The sequence below is a fragment of the Streptomyces sp. NPDC037100 genome (assembly GCF_055606225.1).
The window spans coordinates 546,636-564,427 of sequence record NZ_JBVJSX010000001.1 but is presented as its reverse complement, the minus strand read 5'-3'; the positions used below and the strand labels follow the sequence as shown (position 1 = coordinate 564,427).

Sequence of the window (17,792 nt, the reverse complement as noted above, 5' to 3'; positions counted from 1 at the left end):
AGGCGATTTCGAGTCACTCAGAGGAGCCGTGGATGATCGGCCGCTGGCGGGCAAGCCGCACCGACCGGGTGCACCGGACGAGTCCCCTGGCGGCGGTGCCGACACCGCCGAGTGCGGGGGTGCTGGCCTGCCGGGTGCTGGACCCGGTCAACGAGCCGGTCCGGCACGCGGAGTTCGCGGTGACGGACGCTGTGGGGCGGCCGGTCGTCAGCGGCGGGGCGGATCCGTACGGGTCGTTCGTGACGACGGTGCCCGCAGGGGAGTACCGGCTCGCGGTGTCGGCGGAGGGTTACACGCCCTACCGGGCGACGACGCAGGTCACCGAGAACGCGCTCGCGTCGCTCGGGGACGTGACGCTGCAGGTGGCCCGGCCGCCGGAGCTTCCCGATGCCGGTGACTGGGAGGTCGAGCCGGCGCACTCCTCGATCGGCTTCACCGCGCGGCACATCGGACTGGCCCGCATTCACGGGCAGTTCAAGTCGTTCGCGGGGGTGGTACGGGTCGCCGATCCGGTGGAGCGGTCGGCGATGCACGTGGTGATCGACGCGGCGTCCATCGACACCAACATGAGGATGCGTGACGACCATCTGCGATCGGCGGACTTCCTGGACGTCGAGAGGTTCCCGACGCTGGAGTTCTACAGCGACCGGTTCGTGCACAAGGGCGGGAACCGGTGGGCCGTGACGGGGGCGCTGTCGCTGCACGGCGTGACGCGGACGGTCACGCTGGACACCGAGTACCTGGGGCTCGGCAACGGCATGGAGGGCGAGGTGCGGGCGGCCTGCCGGGCCACGACCGAACTGCACCGGGACGACTTCACGGTGAGCTGGCAGACCATGCTGGCGCGCGGCATCGCGGTGGTGGGGCCGAGTATCAAGGTCGACCTCGATGTGCAGATCGTCCGCAAGGGCTGAGCGACCCGGCCACGATGTGGTGTCGGACAATGTCCGGCGTGAGTGATGTGCGACATGTGCTGGTGCTGCCCGACCGTGATGCCGCCGAAGAGGTGGTGGAGGCGCTGCGGGAGCGCTTCGGGGTCGTCGAGGAGCCTCAGCTGGTGCGGGACGCGCTGGCCGGCGAGGACGACGCCGAGGACGCGCAGTGGCTGGTCGTCCTGCGGGACGAGGACGAGCGGCTGGACGCCGGGGAGCTGGAACGGCTGGCCGGCGAGTGGGAGGGCTGGCGGGAGGAGCCGTAGGCATCCGGGTCCTGGGCGGGCACACGTCGGTCTGGCTCGTCTGGGTCCTCATGTCGGTCTGGCTCGTCTGGGTCTCCATGTCGGTCTGGCTCGTCTGGGTCTATACGTCGGTCTGGCTCGTCTGGGTCTCCACGTCGGTCTGGCTCGTCCGGGTCCCCATGTCGGCCCGCCTGTCCAAGCGCGTACGCCCCGGTCCGTCGGGGTCCGCTGTCAGTCGCGCGTGGGATGCTTGGGGCGATGGCCAGGAAGACTGCGAATGACGACCCCCTCGCCCCGGTGACGCTCGCCGTGGGCCAGGAGGACCTGCTCCTCGACCGTGCCGTGCAGGAGGTGGTGGCCGCGGCGAAGGCCGCCGACGCCGACACGGACGTACGGGACCTGCCCCCGGACCAGGTGCAGCCCGGCACGCTCGCCGAGCTGACGAGCCCGTCGCTCTTCGCGGAGCGCAAGGTCGTGGTCGTACGCAACGCGCAGGATCTGTCGGCCGACACGATCAAGGACGTGAAGGCGTACCTCGGGGCACCGGCCGAGGAGATCACTCTCGTGCTGCTGCATGCCGGCGGCGCGAAGGGCAAGGGGCTGCTCGACGCGGCGCGCAAGGCGGGGGCCCGTGAGGTGGCCTGCCCGAAGATGACGAAGCCGGCGGACCGGCTCGCGTTCGTGCGGGGCGAGTTCAGGACGACGGGGAGGTCCGCCACCCCGGAGGCGTGCCAGGCGCTCGTCGACGCGATCGGCAGCGATCTGCGGGAGCTGGCCTCGGCGGTGTCGCAACTGGTCGCGGACGTCGAGGGGACGATCGACGAGGCGGTCGTCGGGCGGTACTACACCGGGCGGGCCGAGGCATCGAGCTTCACGGTCGCCGACCGGGCGGTCGAGGGGCGCGCCGCGGAGGCCCTGGAGGCGTTGCGCTGGTCGCTGGCGACCGGGGTCGCCCCGGTGCTCATCACGAGCGCGCTCGCGCAGGGTGTCCGGGCGATCGGGAAGCTGTCCTCCGCGCGCGGGGGGCGACCGGCGGATCTCGCGCGGGAGCTGGGTATGCCGCCGTGGAAGATCGACCGGGTCCGGCAGCAGATGCGGGGCTGGACCCCGGACGGGGTGTCGGTCGCGCTGCGGGCCGTGGCCGAGGCGGACGCGGGGGTGAAGGGCGGGGGCGACGACCCCGAGTACGCCCTGGAGAAGGCCGTCGTCACCATCGCCCGAGCGGCTCGCTCCAGGGGGCGGTCTTAGCCGGACCCGGGCCCGGGCGGTCCGCTCCGGACCTCGTCCCCGACCTCCTGCCCGGAGCCGCAGCCGCTTCTCTCGGAGCGGTTCAGGCCCGTCACAAGACCGGCTCCCCCATCCCCAGCAGATTCCCCTCGCTGTCGTGGAACCAGGCGCCGCGTTCACCCCGCGCGCCCTTGCTCGGGTAGTTCCCCTCGATCTCGGCGATCCCGCCCCGCGTGCGGAAGCCGGGGGCGTCGACCTCCTCGAAGACCACCCCGCGGCGCTTCAGCTCGGCGACCGCCGCATCGAGGTCCTCGACCTCCAACGCCATCTGCGTGAAGGTGCCGGGGGAGGCTCCCGTCGAGCGGAACAGGACGAACTCCGCGCCGCCGCACCGGTAGAGCAGCCCGCCGGGGCGTTCGTCCACGGGATCCAGCCCCAGTTTCTGCGAGTAGAAGCGCCGGGCCCGTTCCAAGTCCTGGGCGGGGAGCCTGGTCGCCGCGCGGACCAGGACCGGTGCCTCGGTGTCGTGTGCGTCCATCTCTCCACTGTGCCGTGATCGAGTCGCTCCCTTCCTGCCGAAGAGGAGAATCGGGTGTATCAGCCGTACGTCGCCAAGTGATGGAGAGGTGGCGAAAGACCATGGCTGAACACCCGCACGCAGCGCTGGTCCGCAAGGGGTTCGAGGCCTTCTCGCGCGGTGACATGGACGCCCTGCGCGGTCTGATCGCCGGGGACGCCACCCACCACGTGCCCGGCGATCACCCGTTGTCGGGTGACTTCAAAGGGGTGGATTCGATCATCGAGATGTACGAACGGCTCGGCGCGGAGACGAACGGGACGATGCGCGCCGACCTGATCGGCGTCGCTGTCGACGGCCGCGGTCACGCGGTCGGCATGACCCGCTTCACGGCCGAGCGCAACGGCAAGAGCCTCGACGACACCGGCTGCATCGTCTTCCGGATCGTCGGCGACAAGGTCACCGACCTCGACGAATGCGTCGAGGACATCGACAAGAACAACGAGTTCTGGTCCTGAACAGGCCGAAAGGCCCCGCCGGCCGCTCTGGGGAAGAGTGGAGGGCGGGGCCTTCGGTTCGAGCTGCTGGATCCGCGCCCGCGTGGCGAACGCAGGCCGCGCGCGGATCCGGGGGTGCCGGACGGGAGCGGATGAGAGAGGGCCCGCTCGATTCCCTCCGGCGTCACATCAGATGTCAGCCCTTGAGCGCGTCGACCTTCGAAGCCAGCGCCGACTTCTTGTTGGCGGCCTGGTTCTTGTGGATGACGCCCTTGGAGACGGCCTTGTCGAGCTGACGCGCGGCGACGCGCTGGTACTCGGTGGCCTTCTCGACGTCACCCGCGGCAGCAGCCTCACGGGCCTTGCGGATCGCGGTCTTGAGGGAGGACTTGACGGCCTTGTTGCGCAGCCGCGCCTTCTCGTTGGTCTTGATCCGCTTGATCTGGGACTTGATGTTCGCCACGAATGAGCCTTCTCAGGTTCTGGCACGAGACCGCACGGACACCGCACGTTTCCCGTACCGGGTGATTTCTTGGGTCGTGCCTCCTGCGAGAGGGCATGAGGCACAGCCACCCAGGCTACCAGCGGCCCCTTCCACGGCCCAAACCCGTCCGTGGTCCCCACCCGTGGGACCATGGAGGCTACGTATCGATCCGACCCGAGACCGCAGACACTGCGGACGCCTCAAGAATCAGGACCCTGCGTGCCCGCGATCCCCAGCCACGTGCCCGAGCCGAGCCGTACCGACCCGGCTCTGATCCGCAACTTCTGCATCATCGCGCACATCGACCACGGCAAGTCCACGCTCGCCGACCGGATGCTCCAGCTGACCGGAGTGGTCGAGCAGCGGCAGATGCGCGCCCAGTACCTCGACCGCATGGACATCGAGCGCGAGCGCGGCATCACGATCAAGTCACAGGCGGTGCGTCTGCCGTGGGCCCCCACCCACGACAAGAACGACACGCACATCCTCAACATGATCGACACCCCCGGGCACGTCGACTTCACCTACGAGGTCTCCCGGTCGCTCGCCGCGTGCGAGGGGACCATCCTCCTGGTCGACGCCGCCCAGGGCATCGAGGCGCAGACCCTCGCCAACCTCTACCTGGCGATGGAGAACGACCTCACGATCATCCCGGTGCTCAACAAGATCGACCTGCCGGCCGCGCAGCCCGAGAAGTTCTCCGAGGAGCTCGCCAACCTCGTCGGGTGCGACCCCGACGACGTGCTCAAGGTGTCCGCCAAGACGGGCCTCGGCGTGGAGGCGCTGCTCGACAAGGTCGTCGCGGAGATCCCGCCGCCGGTCGGTGTCGCGGACGCCCCCGCCCGCGCGATGATCTTCGACTCGGTCTACGACTCCTACCGCGGTGTCGTGACGTACGTCCGTGTCATCGACGGCCAGCTCAACAGGCGCGAGCGGATCCGGATGATGTCCACCGGGGCCACGCACGAGCTGCTGGAGATCGGCACCAACTCGCCCGAGATGCTGCCGGCCGACGGTCTGGGTGTCGGCGAGGTGGGCTACCTCATCACCGGTGTGAAGGACGTCCGCCAGTCCAAGGTCGGTGACACCGTCACCAGCCAGCAGAAGGGGGCCACGGAGGCGCTCGGGGGCTACAAGGACCCCAAGCCCATGGTCTTCTCCGGGCTCTATCCGCTGGACGGGTCCGACTACCCCGAGCTGCGTGAGGCCCTGGACAAGCTCCAGCTCAACGACGCCGCCCTCGTCTACGAGCCGGAGACCTCCGCGGCCCTCGGCTTCGGTTTCCGTGTCGGCTTCCTCGGCCTGCTGCACCTGGACGTGATCCGCGAGCGGCTGGAGCGCGAGTTCGGTCTCGACCTCATCGCCACCGCGCCGAACGTGGTCTACCGCGTCCTCATGGAGGACGGCACCGAGCACACCGTCACCAACCCGAGCGAGTTCCCCGAGGGCAAGATCTCGGAGGTCTACGAGCCGGTCGTGCGGGCCACCATCCTCGCGCCCAGCGAGTTCATCGGCTCGATCATGGAGCTGTGCCAGACCCGGCGCGGTGTCCTGCTCGGCATGGACTACCTCTCCGAGGACCGGGTCGAGATCCGCTACACCCTGCCGCTCGCCGAGATCGTCTTCGACTTCTTCGACCAGCTGAAGTCCAAGACCCGCGGCTACGCCTCGCTCGACTACGAGCCCACCGGTGAGCAGACCTCCAGCCTGGTCAAGGTCGACATCCTGCTGCACGGCGACAAGGTCGACGCCTTCTCGGCGATCACCCACAAGGACCAGGCGTACGCGTACGGCGTGCGGCTCGTCGCCAAGCTCAAGGAGCTCATTCCGCGGCAGGCCTTCGAGGTGCCGGTCCAGGCCGCCATCGGCTCGCGGGTCATCGCCCGCGAGACCATCCGCGCCATCCGCAAGGACGTCCTCGCCAAGTGCTACGGCGGTGACATCTCCCGTAAGCGGAAGCTGCTGGAGAAGCAGAAGGAGGGCAAGAAGCGGATGAAGATGGTGGGTTCCGTGGAGGTTCCGCAGGAGGCCTTCATCGCCGTCCTGTCGAGTGATGACAGCGCGGGGTCGGGCAAGGGCAAGAAGTAATCACGGATTACCGCGGGTTACACCGCAATCCGGGTTGAACAGGGGCCCGCCGTGCGAAAGTGCGGCGGGCCCCGTGCGTTCCTGGGGTAGCTCTCTGTACGAAGTGACAGGCCGCGGCCCCTTACGCAGGGGCCGGTCGCCCTTTACTCTGATCCCTGCTCGATAGTTACTCGCGAGTTAAACAAGGACCCGCGAGTGGACCCAGCCGCACCTGAGCCAGCCGCACGTCGCGGGCCCGGAGGATGTCGTGAGCGACACACAGACCCTGATCGAGAACCGTCCGCCGTCCGTGGCGGGCCTCTTCCTGGAGCGCGTGGCGGCCACGCCGGACGCCGAGGCCTATCGGTATCCGGTCCCGTCGGCGGGCCAGGGGCCGGACGACTGGAAGTCACTGACCTGGGCGCAGTCCGCCGAGCGGGTCTACGCCATCGCGGCGGGCCTCATCGAGCTGGGCGTGCAGCCCGAGCAGCGCGTCGCCCTCGCCGCCGGCACCCGGATCGAGTGGATCCTCGCCGACCTCGGCATCATGTGCGCCGGCGCGGCCACGACGACGGTGTACCCGCAGACCAACGCCGACGAGTCCGCCTACATCCTGTCGGACTCCGAGAGCCGGGTGCTGATCGCGGAGAACGCCGAGCAGCTGGCCAAGGCCCAGGAGAAGCGCGCCGAGCTGCCCGAGCTGACGCATGTCGTGGTGATCGACGGGGCCGGTGTCGAGACCGCGGACTGGATCCTCACCCTGGACGAGCTGGAGAAGCGCGGCGCGGCCCGGCTGGAGAAGGACCCCGACCTGATCAAGGAGCGGGTCGGCGCCATCTCCAAGGACCAGCTGGCCACCCTCATCTACACCTCCGGCACCACGGGCCGCCCCAAGGGCGTGCGCCTGCCGCACGACAACTGGTCGTACATGGCGAAGGCGATCGCCGCGACCGGGCTGGTCAGCGGCGAGGACGTCCAGTACCTCTGGCTGCCCCTCGCGCACGTCTTCGGCAAGGTGCTGACCTCCGGGCAGATCGAGGTCGGGCACGTCACCGCCGTCGACGGCCGGGTCGACAAGATCATCGAGAACCTGCCGGTGGTGCAGCCGACGTACATGGCGGCCGTGCCCCGCATCTTCGAGAAGGTCTACAACGGCGTGGCGGCGAAGGCCCGGGCGGGCGGCGGCGCCAAGTACAAGATCTTCCAGTGGGCGGCCGAGGTGGCCCGCGAGTACGCCAAGGTCGCGCAGGACAACTTCCGCCGGACCGGGACCGCGTCCGTGCCGTTCGGTCTCGGCGCGAAGCACAAGGTCGCCGACGCGCTGGTGTTCGCCAAGATCCGCGAGGCCTTCGGCGGGAACCTGCGGGCCTGCGTCTCCGGCTCCGCCGCCCTCGCGCCGGAGATCGGCTACTTCTTCTCGGGCGCAGGCATCCACATCCTGGAGGGCTACGGCCTGACCGAGTCCTCGGCGGCGTCCTTCGTGAACCCGGGCGAGGCCTACCGCACCGGCACGGTCGGCAAGCCGCTGCCCGGCACGGAGGTGCGGATCGCCGACGACGGCGAGATCCTGCTGCGCGGCCCGGGCATCATGGAGGGCTACCACAACCTGCCCGAGAAGACCGCCGAGGTGCTGGAGCCGGACGGCTGGTTCCACACCGGCGACATCGGGGAGCTGTCGGCCGACGGGTACCTGCGGATCACCGACCGCAAGAAGGACCTCATCAAGACCTCGGGCGGCAAGTACATCGCCCCGGCGGAGGTCGAGGGGCAGTTCAAGGCGGTGTGTCCGTACGTCTCCAACATCCTGGTGCACGGGGCCGACCGGAACTTCTGCACGGCGCTCATCGCGCTCGACGAGGTCGCCATCACCGAGTGGGCCAAGGACAACGGTCTTGAGGGCAAGCCGTACGCGGAGATCGTGGCGGCGCCGCAGACCGTGGAGATGGTCGACGGGTACGTGAAGCAGCTCAACGAGGGGCTTCAGCGGTGGCAGACCATCAAGAAGTTCCGGCTGCTGCCGCGGGATCTCGACGTCGAGCACGGTGAGATCACGCCGAGTCTGAAGCTGAAGCGGCCCGTGGTGGAGCGGGAGTACAAGCATCTGATCGAGGAGATGTACGACGGGTCTCGCGAGGCGTAGGGGGTCGCGGGGGCTGTGTGGCGACCTCGGGTTCGCCGGGGTTGTCCGCGCAGTTCCCCGCGCCCCTAACCGCGTTCCCCCGCTCGGCGTCTGAGGTCCTGGATCTCCATCTTCAGGCGTTCCACCTCTCTGCCTTTTCGGTAGAGGTCCAGGAAGACGCTGACCTTGGCCCTGAGCACCCACGGGTCGAAGGGCTTGGTCACGTAGTCCGCGGCGCCGGTCGCGTAGCCGCGGAAGGCGTAGCCCGAGTCGTCGTCCGCGCCGGTGAGGAAGATGATCGGGACGTCACGGGTCTGGTCGAGGCGCTTGATGTGGGCGGCCGTCTCGAAGCCGTCCATGCCGGGCATGCGGATGTCGAGCAGGACCAGGGCGATGGGCTGCCGCAGCAGGGCCTTCATCGCCTCCTCGCCGGAACGGGCGCGTACCAGCGGCTCGTTGAGGGAGGCGAGGACGGCCTCCAGGGCCGTCAGGTTGTCCTCCATGTCGTCGACGAGGAGGATTCCGGCGCGTTCGGGGTGAGTGGCCGTGCTGCTCATGCCTCTTCTTCCGTGCCCTCGGGGTCCAGCAGTTCGCACACGACCGTCAGCAGGCCGTCGATGTCCACCGGCTTGGGTACGTAGTCGTTGGCGCCCCGGGCGATGGACTTCTCCCGGTCTCCGGGCATGGCCTTCGCGGTCAGGGCCACGATCGGCAGGCCCGCCCAGCGGGGTGTGCGGCGGATCGCGGAGATGGTCTCGTAGCCGTCCATCTCCGGCATCATGATGTCCATCAGGACCAGTTCGACATCCGCGCTGCGCTCCAGTGTCTCGATGCCCTCGCGGCCGTTCTCCGCGTACAGCACGGTCATGCCGACCCGGCCCAGGACATGGGTCAGGGCGAAGACGTTGCGGATGTCGTCGTCGACGATCAGCACCCGCCGCCCGGCCAGGATCCGGCCCGGCCGGCCGGACGTCCAGGCCTCCAGCTTCGTCGGCGACGGCCAGGCGTCGTCCGCGTCGTGCGCGACCGGGAAGGTCCCGGCGGTCGGCTGGAGGGGCAGCGGCAGGTCGGCGCGGTCCTCGGGCACGGGTGCGGGCGCGGTGTGGCCGGGGCTGACGACCGGCACGTACAGGGTGAACGTGGAGCCCTTCCCGGGTTCGCTCTCGGCGACGATCCGGCCGCCGAGCAGGCCCGCGATCTCCCGGCTGATGGACAGGCCGAGGCCGGTCCCGCCGTACTTGCGGTTGGTGGTGCCGTCGGCCTGCTGGAACGCCTCGAAGATCACCGGGAGTTTCTCCGGCGCGATCCCGATGCCGGTGTCGGACACGGTGAACGCGACGACGTCGTCGGTGTCGCGGACCCAGCGGTGCTCGGTGTCCTGCACCCGGTCCACCCGCAGCTCGACTTTGCCGTTCGCGGTGAACTTGATCGCGTTGGAGAGGAGGTTGCGGAGGATCTGCTGCAAGCGTTGTTCGTCCGAGTACATCTCGCGCGGTACGTCCTCGCCGACCGCGACCTCGAAGGCGAGCCCCCGGTCGAGGGTGAGGGGCCGGAAGGTGGCGTGGACGTAGTCGAGCAGCTTGATGAGCGGAAGCCGCTTGGGGCGTACGTCCATCCGGCCGGCCTCGATCTTCGACAGGTCCAGGATGTCGTTGATCAGCTGCAGAAGGTCCGAGCCCGAGCGGTGGATGGTCGTGGCGAACTGCACCTCCTGGTCGGAGAGATGGCCGTCCGGGTTGTCGGAGAGCAGCCGGGCCAGGATCAGCAGGGAGTTCAGCGGCGTACGCAGCTCGTGGGACATGTTGGCCAGGAACTCCGACTTGTACTGCGAGGACGTGGCCAGCAGGGCGGCCTTCTCCTCCAGTTCGGCGTTGGAGCGCTGCAGTTCGCCCTGCTGCTTCTGGAGTTCGTCCGAGCGCTCCTGGAGCTGCATGGCCAGCCGCTGGGACTCGCCGAGCAGGGACTCCGTGCGGGAGTTGGCGATGATCGTGTTGATGGCGACGCCGATGGTGTTGACGAACTGGTCGAAGAACGCCAGGTGGACGTCGGAGAAGCGGGAGAACGAGGCGAGTTCGATGACGCCGAGGAGCTTGTCCTCGAAGAGGATCGGGATGATGACGATCGTGGTCGGGGCCGCTTCCCCCAGACCGCTGTTGATCTTGATGTAGTCGGGTGGGGCGCCCTCCACCAGGATGCGCTTCTTCTCCCGGGCCGCCTGCGCGACCAGCCCGTGCACCGGCAGGCCGCCGGTCTCGACGGTCGCGTCCTGGGCGGCGCCGTACCCGGCGATGAAGGCGAGCCCCTTGGTGGGAGCCGTCGCTCCGGCCTCCTCCGGGTCGGCCAGGTAGAACGCGCCGTACTGGGCGTTCACCAGCGGGGTCAGCTCGCGCAGTATCAGGTCGGCGACCTCCATCAGGTCGCGGTGGCCCTGCATCAGGGAGGCGAGGCGGGCCAGGTTGGACTCCAGCCAGTCCTTCGCGCGGGTCGTCTCGCGCAGGTTGGCCACCATCAGGTTGATGTTGTCCTTCAGCTCGGCGACCTCGCCCTGCGTCTCCACCGTGATCGAGCGGGACATGTCGCCCTGGGCCACCGCGGAGGCGACCTCCGCGATCGCGCGGACCTGGGTGGTGAGGTTGGACGCGAGCTCGTTGACGTTCGTCGTCAGGCGCTTCCAGGTGCCGTAGACGCCCTCGACCCGGGCCTGGCCGCCCAGTTGGCCCTCGGAGCCGACCTCGCGGGCGACGCGCGTGACCTCCGAGGAGAAGGAGGACAGCGTGTCGACCATGGTGTTGATCGTGGTCTTCAGCTCCAGGATCTCGCCGCGCGCGTCCACGTCGATCTTCCGGGACAGGTCGCCCTGCGCCACGGCCGTCGCGACCTGGGCGATGTTGCGCACCTGGGAGGTGAGGTTGTCGGCCATGTAGTTGACGTTGTCCGTCAGATCGCGCCAGACCCCGGAGACGCCCAGCACCTGTGCCCGGCCGCCGAGCCGCCCGTCGGTGCCGACCTCACGGGCCACGCGGGTGACCTCGTCGGCGAAGGCGCGCAGTTGCTCCACCATCGTGTTGACGGTGTCCTTGAGTTCGAGGATCTCGCCGCGGGCGTCGACCGTGATCTTCTTCGACAGGTCGCCGTTGGCCACGGCCGTGGTCACCTGGGCGATGTTGCGGACCTGTGAGGTCAGGTTCAGCGCCATGAAGTTGACGTTGTCGGTGAGGTCCTTCCAGACCCCCGACACGCCCCGCACCTGCGCCTGGCCGCCGAGGTTGCCTTCCGTGCCGACCTCGCGGGCGACGCGGGTGACCTCGTCGGCGAAGGCGGAGAGCTGGTCCACCATCGTGTTGATCGTGGACTTGAGCTCCAGGATCTCGCCCTTGGCCTCCACCGTGATCTTCTTGCCGAGGTCGCCCTGCGCGACGGCGGTGGAGACGAGCGCGATGTTGCGGACCTGCGAGGTGAGGTTGTCCGCCATGAAGTTGACGTTGTCGGTGAGGTCCTTCCAGACCCCCGACACGCCCCGCACCTGGGCCCGGCCGCCGAGGTTGCCCTCGGTGCCGACCTCGCGGGCGACGCGGGTGACCTCGTCGGCGAAGGCGGAGAGCTGGTCCACCATCGTGTTGATGGTCGACTTGAGCTCCAGGATCTCGCCCTGCGCGTCGACCGTGATCTTCTGGGACAGGTCGCCGTTGGCCACGGCCGTCGTCACCTGGGCGATGTTGCGGACCTGGGAGGTCAGGTTCGACGCCATGAAGTTGACGTTGTCGGTGAGGTCCTTCCACACCCCGGACACGCCCCGCACCTGGGCCCGGCCGCCCAACTGGCCCTCGGTGCCGACCTCGCGGGCCACGCGGGTCACCTCGTCGGCGAAGGCGGAGAGCTGGTCGACCATCGTGTTGACGGTCAGCTTCAGCTCCAGCAGCTCGCCGGTCGCCTCCACCGTCACCGTGCGGGTCAGGTCGCCGCGGGCCACCGCCGTCGTCACCGCCGCGATGTCCCGCACCTGGGCCGTCAGCCGGGACGCCATCGTGTTGACGGCCTCCGTCACGTCCCGCCAACTGCCCGACAGACCCTGCACCTTGGCCCGGCCGCCGAGCCGCCCCTCGGTGCCCACCTCGCGGGCCACCCGCGTCACCTCGCCGGTGAACAGGGACAGCTGGTCCACCATCTTGTTCACGGCCCGGCCCAGACGCCGCAGATCGCCGCGCAACTGCCGCGTCCCGTCGTGCAGATCGACCCGCTGGGTCAGATCACCGCCGGCCACCGCGTCCAGCACGCGCGTGGCGTTCGCCGCCGGGGCGACCAGGGCGTCGAGTAACTGGTTCACATCGTTGACCCGGGACGTCCACAAGCCCTGGCCCGGGCTGGCCGAGAGCCGCTCGTCGAGTCGGCCGTGCCGGACCAGTTCCCGTCGCACGCGCTGCACCTCGTGGGTGAAGTGAACGCTGCGGTCCATGATCTGGTTGTAGACGGCGGTCAGCTCGGCCACCATCCCGTGGCCGGATTCCGGCACCTTGGCGAAGTCGCCGTCGCGTGCCGCGGTCATGGCGGCGAGCAGGGGGCGCAGATCGGATGCACGAATCTGACCGTCTTCGTACCGGTCTTCGACCACAGGAGTAGCACTGTTCTCACTCATGGCGGCCCACTTCGGTAACTCGGCGCTTATGGGCGTAGTCAGTCTGTCACTCTGTCGGCATCGACTGTGGCGTATTCGTACGAACTGCCCGGGGAGCTGTCCATGGGGGCCATTCCGACGCAACGGGAGACCGCCTCCCGTGCCTCAGAAGCGCCTGCACCCGCTTGGGAGACGTCCGTGCCCGTCCAGGAGGGGCCCGTTCCCGAGGAGCCCGCACCGTCCGCGGAGGTGATGACACCGTCCGCCGGGGCGCACGCCTCCGATACACGCGCGCCCGCATGCGCGGCGCCCGGGCCCGCGGCCGAGGCGCCCGCTACACCCGCGGCCGCATGCGCGGCGCCCGGTCCCGCCGCCGAGGCGCCCGCACCGGAGCGCGCGCGGGCGCACGCGATCCTGTCCGGCAGTTCCCTCGCCCCGGGCGCCGCCCGTGCCCTGGTGCGCGAGGCTCTCGCCGAGTGGACCGGGTTCGGACTGCCCGGCGCCGAGCACCTCACCGACCGCCTCGCCGACGACGCCACGCTCGTCGTCAGCGAACTCGTCACCAACGCCGTCGTGCACGCCGGCACCGATGTCGAGACGGAGTTCCGGCTGGAAGGCGGCGCGGACGGCGCCCCGGACACTGCCGTCGTCGTCGAGGTCTCCGACCACCACCCCTCCCGTGCCCCGCGTGGCGGCGAGCCGGAGACCTCGCACGACACCCCCGAGTACGGGCGTGGCCTGCGGCTCGTCGGCGCGCTCTCCGAGGCGTGGGGGGTCACGTACCGCACGGGCCGCAAGACCGTGTGGGCCCGGCTGCCCGCCGTCGGGTGCGCGGCGGGTGAGCAGATCGAGGCGTACGCCGGGGAGCACATGCTGGCGCGCGGCCTGCGGGTGGCGGAGATCCTGGCACCCGAACCACGCTCGGGTGAGGAGGCGGAGGAGGCGGAGGAGGCGGAGGAGGCCCCGCGGTCCCGGCGCGGCGGCGAAGACCCATGGGACCCGCGTGAGAAGCGAGAGCCCTGGGGCTCTGGGGGCGCGGGAGAGCCGGGGGGCACAAGGTTCGGCGGAGAACTGTGGGTCTCATGGGACGGCGAAGAGACGGGGGCCTCGCGCCAGGACCGGGACAATCCAGGCCACGGCGGAGAGACACAGCCCAGGCCCGGCTCAGGGGAGTCCCGTGTACTGCGCGACTGGAACGACCTCCGGGACTGGCGGGACCGGCACGAGAACCGTGAGGGACGCAACGGTCCCGACGGCGCCTGGCTCGGCCGCGGCGCCCTGTCCTTCCTCGCCGAGGCCTCCGACCTGCTCGCCGGACAGCTCGACGAGGACCTCGTCGCCGCCCTCGCCGGACAGCTGATCGTGCCCCGGCTGGCCGACTGGTGCGCGGTGTGGCTGGAGGACGAGGCCACCGCCGGCGGCTGGAGCGGTGGAGCCGGCCTGGGCGGACCACGCCTCGCCCGGGTCTGGCACGGCAGCGAGAACCGTATCGAGGAGCTGCGCCGCGCCCTGGAGAAGGACCCTCCGCAGCCGTTCGACCCGATGGGCGCGTCCCCCTTCGAGCGCGGCCGGGACCAGGGCGGATCCGGGCCCGTCGGCTGTCCCTGGCCCGGCGAGGCGCTCGCAGACGGCGAGCCCGGTTCGGCCCTGGCGTACCGCCTGGTCGCCGGGGGACGCCCGCTGGGCACCCTCGTCATCGGCCGGTCCGGACCGGCCGGCTTCCCCGACGAGATCACCGGCCTCGTCGAGGACCTCAGCCGCCGGGTGGCCCTCGCCATCGGCGCCGCCCGCCAGTACGCCCGGCAGGCCACCATCAGCGCCGTGCTGCAGCGCGGGCTGCTGCCCGGTGCCGTGGCGGAGATCCCCGGCGTGCGCAGCGCCCTCGTCTACGAGCCGTGCGACAAGGGCGGTCCCAGCGGCGACTTCTACGACCTGTTCCCGGCCGGTGACGGCCGCTGGTGCTTCGCCGTCGGCGACGTCCAGGGCAAGGGCCCCGAGGCCGCCGTCGTGATCGGCCTGGCCCGGCCCTGGCTGCGGCTGCTGGCCCGCGAGGGCTACCGGGTCGCCGACGTCCTCGACCGTCTCAACCAGCTCCTGCTCGACGACGCCACGGAGGCCGCCGACGCGGCCGCCCGGGCGCTGGTCGCCGCGGGCGCGCGACCGACCCCGCCCGGCGACGGTCCCCAGACCCGCTTCCTGTCCCTGCTCTACGGCGAGCTCGTCCCCTTCGAGGACGGTGTCCGCTGCACCGTCGCCTCCGCCGGGCACCCACTGCCCCTGCTGCTGGGGGCGGGCGGCGAGGTGCACACGGCCGCGCAGCCCCAGACCCTCCTCGGCGTCGTCGAGGACGCCACCTACACCAGCGACACCTTCGAGCTGCGTTCCGGCGACACCCTGCTGTGCGTCACCGACGGCGTGACCGAGCGCCGCTCGGGATCCCGGCAGTTCGACGACGGGGACGGGCTCGCGGCGGCGCTGGCCGGGTGCGCCGGCCTGGACGCGGAGCTGATAGCCGAGCGGATCAAACGGCTCGTGCACGAGTTCGGGGCGCGTCCCCCGGCGGACGATCTGGCGCTGCTGGTGCTCCAGGCGGACTGACCGCCCGGGTGCTGGACAATGGAAGGCATGCCTTCCGCACTCCCCGACGGCGAGCCCGTCCCCGACGACGGCACGCTGCCCGCGTCCGCCCTCGCCGGGGCCGCCGATCGTCCGCTCGGGTTCTACCTGCACGTCCCGTACTGCGCGACCCGCTGCGGCTACTGCGACTTCAACACGTACACCGCGACCGAGCTGCGCGGCACCGGCGGTGTGCTGGCGTCCCGCGACAACTACGCCGAGACGCTGGCCGACGAGATCCGGCTGGCGCGCAAGGTGCTGGGGGACGATCCGCGGCCGGTGCGGACGGTGTTCGTGGGCGGCGGCACGCCCACGCTGCTGGACGCCGGTGATCTCGTGCGGATGCTGAAGGCCGTGCGGGACGAGTTCGGGCTGGCGGAGGACGCCGAGGTCACGACCGAGGCGAACCCGGAGTCGGTCGATCCCGGGTACCTGGCCGCCCTGCGCGAGGGGGGCTTCAACCGGATCTCCTTCGGGATGCAGAGCGCGCGGCAGCACGTGCTGAAGGTGCTGGACCGCACGCACACGCCGGGGCGGCCCGAGGCCTGTGTGGCGGAGGCCCGGGCGGCCGGGTTCGAGCATGTCAACCTCGACCTGATCTACGGCACACCCGGGGAGTCCGACGACGACTGGCGGGCCTCGCTGGACGCGGTGCTGGGCGCCGGGCCGGACCATGTCAGCGCCTACGCCCTGATCGTCGAGGAGGGCACGCAGCTCGCCCGTCGTATCCGTCGGGGCGAGGTGCCGATGACCGACGACGACGTCCACGCCGACCGGTACCTGATCGCGGACGAGGTGTTCTCCGGGGCGGGCTTCGAGTGGTACGAGGTGTCCAACTGGGCGACCTCTCAGGCCGGGCGGTGCCTGCACAACGAGCTGTACTGGCGGGGGGCCGACTGGTGGGGGGCCGGGCCCGGTGCGCACAGTCACGTGGGCGGGGTGCGGTGGTGGAACGTCAAGCATCCGGGGGCGTACGCGGCTGCGCTGGCTTCGGGGACGTCGCCGGGGGCCGGGCGTGAGGTGCTGTCGCAGGAGGACCGGCGGGTCGAGCGGATCCTGCTGGAGCTGCGGCTGCGGGACGGGGTGCCGTTGTCGCTGCTGAGGGAGGAGGGGCTTGCGGCGTCTCGGCGGGCCTTGTCCGAAGGGTTGCTCCAGGAGGGGCCGTATGCGGAGGGCCGGGCTGTACTGACCTTGCGCGGGCGGTTGCTGGCGGACGGCGTCGTGCGGGATCTGGTGGACTGAGCTGCTCGGCGTGGGTGCCGCGGCGTGAGTGCCGGGGCGGGTGTTTCGCAGCCCGGCGCGGCGGGGTGGCCTCCCCCGAGCTCTCGGCTTCGCTCGAGCAGGGGCACCTCCACGCCCACACATGCCGCCCCTGGGGGCACCTCCCAGGCCCTTCAGGCACTGGGGGGAAGCGCGCATGCCGCAGTTGGGCGGCTGTGCGCGATCGAGGCTGAGGCGGCACGCGCGCCTGCGGCTGGGGAGCTGTGACGAAGCGGGTGGCGCGCATGCGGCAGTTGGGCGGCTGTGCGCGATCGAGGCTGAGGCGGCACGCGCGCCTGCGGCTGGGGAGCTGTGACGAAGCGGGTGGCGCGCATGCGGCAGTTGGGCGGCTGTGCGCGATCGAGGCTGAGGCGGCACGCGCGCCCGCGGCTAGGGAGCCGTGACGAAGTCGATCAGCTCTTCCACCCGGCCCAGCAGTTCCGGCTCCAGGTCCTTGTACGAGTGCACGCCCGACAGGATCCGCTGCCAGGCCGCCCCCGTGTTCTCCGGCCAACCCAACGCCCGGCACACCCCGGTCTTCCAGTCCTGCCCGCGCGGGACCCGGGGCCACGCTTCGATGCCCAGGGACGACGGTTTCACCGCCTCCCAGATGTCGATGTACGGGTGCCCCACGACCAGGGCGTGGTCGCTGGTGACGGCCTGGGCGATGCGCCACTCCTTGGAGCCGGGGACCAGGTGGTCCACCAGGACGCCCAGCCGTGCGTCCGGGCCGGGGGCGAACTCGGAGACGATCGACGGCAGGTCGTCGACGCCCTCCAGGTACTCCACGACCACGCCCTCGATGCGCAGGTCGTCGCCCCACACCTTCTCGACCAGCTCGGCGTCGTGGCGGCCCTCGACGTAGATGCGGCCGGCGCGGGCCACGCGGGCGCGGGCGCCGGGGACGGCGACCGACCCCGAGGCCGTGCGGGTGGGACGCGCCGGGCCGCCGGGCGCGGGGCGGACGAGGGTCACCACCCTGCCCTCCAGAAGGAAGCCACGCGGCTCCATCGGGAACACCCGGTGCTTGCCGAAGCGGTCCTCCAGCGTCACCGTGCCCGCCTCGCAGCGGATCACCGCGCCGCAGAAACCGGTCCCCGGCTCCTCCACCACCAGGCCCGGCTCCGCAGCGACCTCGGGTACCGGCTTCGGCTTCTTCCACGGCGGGGTCAGATCGGCGGAGTACTGGCGCATTCGAATGACGATAGGAGAAGGC

13 protein-coding genes are annotated in these 17,792 nt (G+C 70.6%); 8 read left to right on the top strand and 5 right to left on the bottom strand.

All coding sequences use genetic code 11. From position 1 onward, the window contains the following. Nucleotides 1-32 precede the first annotated feature (32 nt). The 3 genes from ACZ7EG_RS02590 (at nt 33) to holA (ending at nt 2,425) form a co-directional block, all read left to right on the top strand. Entirely contained in the window at nt 33-914 is an 882-nt protein-coding gene (locus ACZ7EG_RS02590) for a YceI family protein (RefSeq protein ID WP_471071139.1), read from the top strand. A 38-nt stretch (nt 915-952) separates the two neighbouring features. Then, nucleotides 953-1,198 (top strand): hypothetical protein, encoded by a 246-nt coding sequence (locus tag ACZ7EG_RS02585; protein ID WP_471071136.1) that lies wholly within the window; start codon nt 953-955, stop codon nt 1,196-1,198. Between the two features lie 237 nt (nt 1,199-1,435). Then, the gene (gene holA / locus ACZ7EG_RS02580) at nt 1,436-2,425 is read left to right on the top strand and encodes a DNA polymerase III subunit delta (RefSeq protein ID WP_471071134.1); all 990 of its coding nucleotides are present in this window, start codon (nt 1,436-1,438) and stop codon (nt 2,423-2,425) included. 91 nt (nt 2,426-2,516) lie between these two features. On the opposite strand, the gene ACZ7EG_RS02575 is transcribed toward holA, so the two are convergent. After that, complete coding sequence (locus ACZ7EG_RS02575) at nt 2,517-2,942, bottom strand: VOC family protein (RefSeq protein ID WP_471071131.1); 426 nt, start codon at nt 2,940-2,942, stop codon at nt 2,517-2,519. 101 nt (nt 2,943-3,043) lie between these two features. Here ACZ7EG_RS02575 and ACZ7EG_RS02570 point away from each other — a divergent pair, with 101 nt between their 5' ends. After that, a complete protein-coding gene (locus tag ACZ7EG_RS02570) occupies nt 3,044-3,439 on the top strand; it encodes a nuclear transport factor 2 family protein (RefSeq protein WP_471071128.1) in 396 nt (131 codons plus the stop codon). A gap of 175 nt (nt 3,440-3,614) precedes the next feature. Here ACZ7EG_RS02570 and rpsT read toward each other — a convergent pair whose 3' ends face one another. Then, entirely contained in the window at nt 3,615-3,881 is a 267-nt protein-coding gene (gene rpsT, locus ACZ7EG_RS02565; protein ID WP_053669127.1) for a 30S ribosomal protein S20, read from the bottom strand. A gap of 240 nt (nt 3,882-4,121) precedes the next feature. Between rpsT and lepA the strand changes: the two genes are divergently transcribed. Both lepA and ACZ7EG_RS02555 read left to right on the top strand, forming a co-directional pair. Then, entirely contained in the window at nt 4,122-5,990 is a 1,869-nt protein-coding gene (lepA, locus tag ACZ7EG_RS02560; RefSeq protein ID WP_471071125.1) for a translation elongation factor 4, read from the top strand. Between the two features lie 247 nt (nt 5,991-6,237). Beyond that, nucleotides 6,238-8,109 (top strand): AMP-dependent synthetase/ligase, encoded by a 1,872-nt coding sequence (locus ACZ7EG_RS02555; protein ID WP_471071122.1) that lies wholly within the window; start codon nt 6,238-6,240, stop codon nt 8,107-8,109. A gap of 65 nt (nt 8,110-8,174) precedes the next feature. Here ACZ7EG_RS02555 and ACZ7EG_RS02550 read toward each other — a convergent pair whose 3' ends face one another. Next, nucleotides 8,175-8,645, bottom strand: coding sequence for a response regulator (locus ACZ7EG_RS02550; RefSeq protein WP_471071119.1), 471 nt, complete (start codon nt 8,643-8,645; stop codon nt 8,175-8,177). Next, nucleotides 8,642-12,721 (bottom strand): HAMP domain-containing protein, encoded by a 4,080-nt coding sequence (locus tag ACZ7EG_RS02545; RefSeq protein WP_471071116.1) that lies wholly within the window; start codon nt 12,719-12,721, stop codon nt 8,642-8,644. The genes ACZ7EG_RS02550 and ACZ7EG_RS02545 overlap by 4 nt, the downstream gene beginning before the upstream one ends. A 177-nt stretch (nt 12,722-12,898) precedes the next feature. On the opposite strand from ACZ7EG_RS02545, the gene ACZ7EG_RS02540 reads away from it, so the two are divergent. Together ACZ7EG_RS02540 and hemW are read left to right on the top strand one after the other, a co-directional pair. Then, complete coding sequence (locus tag ACZ7EG_RS02540; protein ID WP_471071112.1) at nt 12,899-15,298, top strand: SpoIIE family protein phosphatase; 2,400 nt, start codon at nt 12,899-12,901, stop codon at nt 15,296-15,298. Between the two features lie 27 nt (nt 15,299-15,325). Then, nucleotides 15,326-16,558: a radical SAM family heme chaperone HemW gene (gene hemW, locus ACZ7EG_RS02535; RefSeq protein WP_471071109.1), complete on the top strand. Its 1,233-nt coding sequence runs from the start codon at nt 15,326-15,328 to the stop codon at nt 16,556-16,558. A 408-nt stretch (nt 16,559-16,966) separates the two neighbouring features. Here hemW and ACZ7EG_RS02530 read toward each other — a convergent pair whose 3' ends face one another. Further along, nucleotides 16,967-17,770 carry a DUF3097 domain-containing protein gene (locus ACZ7EG_RS02530; protein ID WP_471071106.1) on the bottom strand — a complete coding sequence of 268 codons (804 nt, stop codon included), beginning with the start codon at nt 17,768-17,770 and terminating at the stop codon, nt 16,967-16,969. Nucleotides 17,771-17,792: the final 22 nt, after the last annotated feature.